The 4,889-nt window shown below is 47.5% G+C and carries 5 protein-coding genes; 4 read left to right on the plus strand and 1 reads right to left on the minus strand.

Annotated elements, in window-relative coordinates; genetic code table 11:
- A partial coding sequence (dctP, locus tag PHU49_14635) for a TRAP transporter substrate-binding protein DctP (GenBank protein MDD5245242.1) occupies nt 1-639 on the plus strand: 639 nt, incomplete at its 5' end.
- 192 nt (nt 640-831) lie between these two features.
- Nucleotides 832-2,148 (plus strand): chloride channel protein, encoded by a 1,317-nt coding sequence (locus PHU49_14640; protein ID MDD5245243.1) that lies wholly within the window; start codon nt 832-834, stop codon nt 2,146-2,148.
- A gap of 8 nt (nt 2,149-2,156) precedes the next feature.
- On the opposite strand, the gene PHU49_14645 is transcribed toward PHU49_14640, so the two are convergent.
- Nucleotides 2,157-2,975, minus strand: coding sequence for an HAD-IIB family hydrolase (locus PHU49_14645; protein MDD5245244.1), 819 nt, complete (start codon nt 2,973-2,975; stop codon nt 2,157-2,159).
- A 166-nt stretch (nt 2,976-3,141) separates the two neighbouring features.
- Here PHU49_14645 and PHU49_14650 point away from each other — a divergent pair, with 166 nt between their 5' ends.
- Complete coding sequence (locus PHU49_14650) at nt 3,142-4,350, plus strand: hypothetical protein (GenBank protein MDD5245245.1); 1,209 nt, start codon at nt 3,142-3,144, stop codon at nt 4,348-4,350.
- Between the two features lie 64 nt (nt 4,351-4,414).
- Nucleotides 4,415-4,889 (plus strand): hypothetical protein (locus PHU49_14655; GenBank protein MDD5245246.1); only part of this gene is annotated, 475 nt, incomplete at its 3' end.

Here is a 4,889-nt window from a genome sequence, read left to right on the forward strand (position 1 = left end):
GCATTCTATGACAAATTCAAACCAAAAGAACTCGACGAAGTAAAGGTCCTCTTCCTCCATGCGCATGGTCCGGGGATCCTGCATACCAAGAAACCGGTATACAAACTTGAAGACGTAAAAGGTATGAAGATCAGGGCAACCGGTCTTGCCGCAAAAATCGTGCAGGCCTTAGGTGGAGCACCTGTCGGCACCACCATGCCGGAGACCTATGACGCGCTCCGTACCGGTGTTGCAGAGGGCGCAATGGCCCCTATGGAAGCCCTTCAGGGCTGGAAATGGGGTGAGGTTGTCTCCTCTACGACCCAGGACTTCGGTGCTGCCTACACAGCAAGCATGTTTGTCGTCATGAACAAGGCAAAATGGAATGCCCTGCCGGCTGATGTCCAGAAGGTCATGGAGGATGTGAGCAAGGAATGGATAGCAAAACAGGGTCAGACCTGGGATGCAATAGACAAAGAAGGCTACGAGTTCACCAAGAAGAGAGGAAACAAGATTATCGCTCTCTCGAAAAAAGAAGATGCCAGGTGGGTAGCAGCAGTAAAGCCGATCCTTGACGACTATGTGAAGAACATGAAGGCGAAGGGTCTTCCCGGCGACGAAGCCCTGAAGTTCTGTATCGACTATCTGAAGGCACACTAACAATAATACCTTGTAAGGTACATGAAGGGGACGCCTGCGAGTGTCCCCTTCTTTTTATGCAAAAAATAATTTATAATGAACACTTGATGAACCTTAAATGCCTTACTCTATCGTGGGATATGACATATATAAAACAGAGGAAATATAAAAGTTGGCTGTAGAAAAATGAGCAAAAGATTTTTAGAAGGGTCTGTGCTGTTCGTCAGCATATTGAAATGGTCACTGCTTGCAGCGCTCGTCGGCGTTGTTGTCGGATGTTCGACAGCGTTTTTTCTAAAACTCCTTGACCTCAGCATATCGGTCACGACAACATACAAATATTATTTTCTCCTGCTGCCGTTCGCGTTATTCCTGAGCACGTTATTGGTGAAATACCTCGCACCGGAGGCAGAAGGTCACGGGACGGAAAAGGTAATAGAAGCAATTCACAAACGTTTCGGCAAAATAAACCCCGCCGTAGTCCCGGTCAAGATTGTCGCAACAATTATAACCCTTGCCATGGGAGGATCAGCGGGCAAGGAAGGTCCATGTGCGCAGATCGGGGCGGGGCTTTCGTCAATCGTTGCAAGCTTCCTAAAATTCGACAATAAAGACCGGCGAAAATTGGTTATATGCGGTATAAGCTCAGGGTTTGCTGCTGTTTTTGGCACACCGATAGCAGGCGCAATGTTCGGGCTTGAAGTATTGTTTGTAGGCGGCGTCCTCTATGATGTGCTGTTGCCGTCATTTATTGCGGGTATTGTGGGGTATCAGGTTACAACGTATTTAGGAATCACGTATTTCCATGAACCCTTGCGTTTTATACCGGTGTTCAGCAGTTTCTTTTTTATCAAGGTGTGCCTGAGCGGCCTGTTCTTCGGTTTTTGCTCATTCCTGTTCATCGAAATATTGAGGTTTTTCGAGCATCTAAGCAAAAAAATACGGTTATGGCCACCGTTTAAGGCTCTAATAGGAGGGGCTCCTCTTGTACTGTTATCGTTGATATTCTCGACAAAATATCTCGGGCTGGGGTTGGACACCATCAAGTCGGTACTGGAAGGAGGTTCTGTCGCCCGGGGCGCCTTTCTTTTAAAAATGCTTTTTACGTCAATAACTCTCAGTTTCGGCGGGAGTGGAGGCATAGTCACGCCAATCTTTTTCATCGGCGCCACCTCAGGTAATTTTTTTGCAAATATTTTCGGATTGGAGTCCACAATATTCTCTGCGATAGGCATGGTAAGCCTCCTCGCAGGTGCCGCAAACACGCCGATCTCTGCAAGCATAATGGCAATAGAACTCTTCGGGGGATCAGTTGCGCCCTATGCCGCTGTTTCATGTGTTATAAGTTTCCTGATGACCGGTCACAGAAGCGTATACCCAAGCCAGGTACTTGCTGTTTCAAAATCACCCTCAATCAAGATCCAGAGATTCAGGGAGCTTGACGACAGTGAGGATATTTCAATAAGGCTAAGACCAAAAAGTATCATAGGGCTTGTGGCAAAGATAGTAGATAAGATTAAGAAAAGATAGTATGTGTATTACGTTCCGGCTGTGAGGATCTTCAAAACCGCCCTTCCCCATCCCACCGGCCCGATCCCCTCCTGGAGAATGATGTTCGGGATATTGTGCCCTGCGGCGTGTTTGCCGTCGGTCCGCTGGACAAGCACCGCAACGTCTGCCGCTTCGAGCATCGGGAAATCATTGGGACTATCCCCGATCGCTATGCTCCCCACGGCGCTGTAAATCTTTCGATAGAGACCGATCAGAATGGAAACCGCCCTTCCCTTATCGCTATCTCCCAGTATGTGATAAAAACTTCCCTGCGTGAAATTGAACCCCATCCGTTTGATCCCGGAAAAAAGCTCCCTTGATGCGCTCTCGTCACCATCGAACAGGAAGGGCTCATCGAAGTCCCTTCTTTGCGCCATTTTGGCTTCATCCGGGGACAGACCGGTGACATCCGCAAGTTCTTCTACGCTCATATCCCCGAATCCCCTGATGTAAAATCCTTTATTTTTCAATTGCCGCAAGGCCCTGCGCAGATCGCTGTACCGGGCGCCGAGCCCGATGATGTGATAATCTTCGTCTTCGGAAACGCTGCCTGCAAAAGCTATCAATCCCGGATCAAAATACCCCTTCGGGATAAAGATCCCTCCGCCGTTTTCTGATATAAAAGGATGCCTGTTGTCTAATTTTTTCCTGTAATGCTCAATCTCCGCCCTTGTCTTGCTCGAACAGATAACAAGCGGAACTGCGTGCTCCCTGATGAACTCAAGGGCAGGCAGGGCGTCGTGAAATGAGTACGCCGAGTCCAAGAGCGTACCGTCGAGGTCGGTAAATATAATAATATGTCGCATCGAATCCTCTGCTGTTTTTTAAAGACAGCATGAAAAATGCATGCATTTGCATTTTCATGTAACTGATATTATAATATATCATAAAAGGTTTCGGCGAAATAAAAAGCGTTTCCCAGATTTGTTAAAATAATCTCTATATAAATTGTTTAATTCCAGGAGGTGTACTATGTCTGATTTCTATCAAACAGGCGCAGTCTCAACATTACATCGGTTGGGTAAAGAAAAGGTCGAGGCCATCGAATCAAAACTTAACAGATACGCGCAGGAAAGACCGATTGCCCTTGTCCTGCCGTCCCTTTACAGCGAACTCAGCGGGGAGGCGCTGAAAAAGATCGTAGAGGAGCTGAAGTATGTTCAGTATATTAGGGAAGTTGTGGTTACCCTGGGTCCTACATCCGAAAGTGAGTTTCAGAATGCAAAAGATTTCTTTTCTGTCCTGCCGCAAAAGACAAAGGTTATATGGAATAGCGGTAAAAAGATGAAAAGAATATATAAGGCAATCGAAACGGAAGACCTCCCAACCGGTTCTGAGGGAAAGGGAAGATCCGTATGGATGGCTTATGGATACATCCTCTCAAGGCGCGAGTTTAACGCTATCGCGCTCCACGATTGTGATATTGTCACATATAGCAGGGATCTACTTGCAAGGCTCTGCTACCCTGTGACCAACCCCAGTCTTGATTACGATTTCTGTAAAGGGTTCTACACGAGGGTAACGGACAAGATGCACGGGAGAGCGACCAGGCTTCTTGTTACGCCTCTCATAAGGGCGCTCGAGAAGATCATAGGCTATCATCCGCTTCTGGTGTTTTTCGATAGTTTCAGGTATATCCTTGCCGGAGAATTCTCGATGGACGTTAATCTCGCCAGGGTAAACAGGATCCCCGGGGACTGGGGTCTCGAGGTCGGGACACTCGCCGAGGTATACCGGAATACCTCTATAAACAGGGTATGCCAGGTAGATATCGCCGACAACTATGAACATAAACACCAGACGCTTTCACCTGAGGATGCCACGAAGGGTCTGCATAAGATGTGCATAGACATCTCCAAGTCGGTCTTCAGAACCCTGGCATCTGAAGGGGTAGTCTTTTCTGACGGCTTTTTCAAGACCCTCGTCGCGACATATGTCCGTACAGCCCAGGATATGCTGAAGAGATACGAGGACGACGCATCCATTAACGGTCTTTATTTTGACAGGCACCAGGAAAGCCTGGCCGTAGATACCTTCACGCACGGCATTAAAAAGGCCGCAGAGGTTATCATGAAAGATCCTCTCGGTGTCCCGCTAATCGCAAGCTGGGATAGGGTTACCGCGGCAATACCCGATATTCTCGATAAGATCAAAGAAGCTGTGGAGGAAGACAATGCATAGCGACATCAACACGGGAACACTCCACGCGATATTTATAATCATACCCTGACCAAGGAGGATTGGCATGAATACAAAAACCGTATTGTGTAAACTTTCAATAATGACCCTTGTCCTGTTTGTTCTATTGATTACCGGTTGCGCTAAACCCCCCACACAGGAGATAGCGGAGGCAGAGAAGGCTCTTGAGGAGGCGAAACTAAAAGAGGCGCATCTCTATGCAGCCGATATCTACAAAAAGGCAGAGGAATCGCTGAAGAACGCAAAAGACCTCGTTGTCAACAAGCAATACAAGGAGGCAAAAAAGGCAGCCGAAGAAACCGTTCAGTTTGCTCAACAGGCAATAACGATGGTGGAGCCCGGCAAGACAAAAATCAAAAAGGAAGCGGAGCTGATACTCAAAGAGGTAGAAAAATCTCTCACCGGATTTAAAACATTGGCCGCCAAAGCTATAAAGAAAAAGGTCTTTGCCGCCCGGGAGGACGTCGAGGGGTTAATAGGAAAATGGGAGATCGATCTCGTCAATATAAAAGAAAAGCTGC

The organism is Syntrophorhabdaceae bacterium (assembly GCA_028713955.1).
Classification (GTDB): Bacteria; Desulfobacterota; Syntrophorhabdia; order Syntrophorhabdales; family Syntrophorhabdaceae; genus UBA5609.

Bases quoted from the DNA above. Each gene is read 5' to 3' on its own strand.
- PHU49_14645 (MDD5245244.1), bottom strand. From the start codon at position 2,975: ATGCGACATATTATTATATTTACCGACCTCGACGGTACGCTCTTGGAC.
- PHU49_14650 (MDD5245245.1), top strand. From the start codon at position 3,142: ATGTCTGATTTCTATCAAACAGGCGCAGTCTCAACATTACATCGGTTG.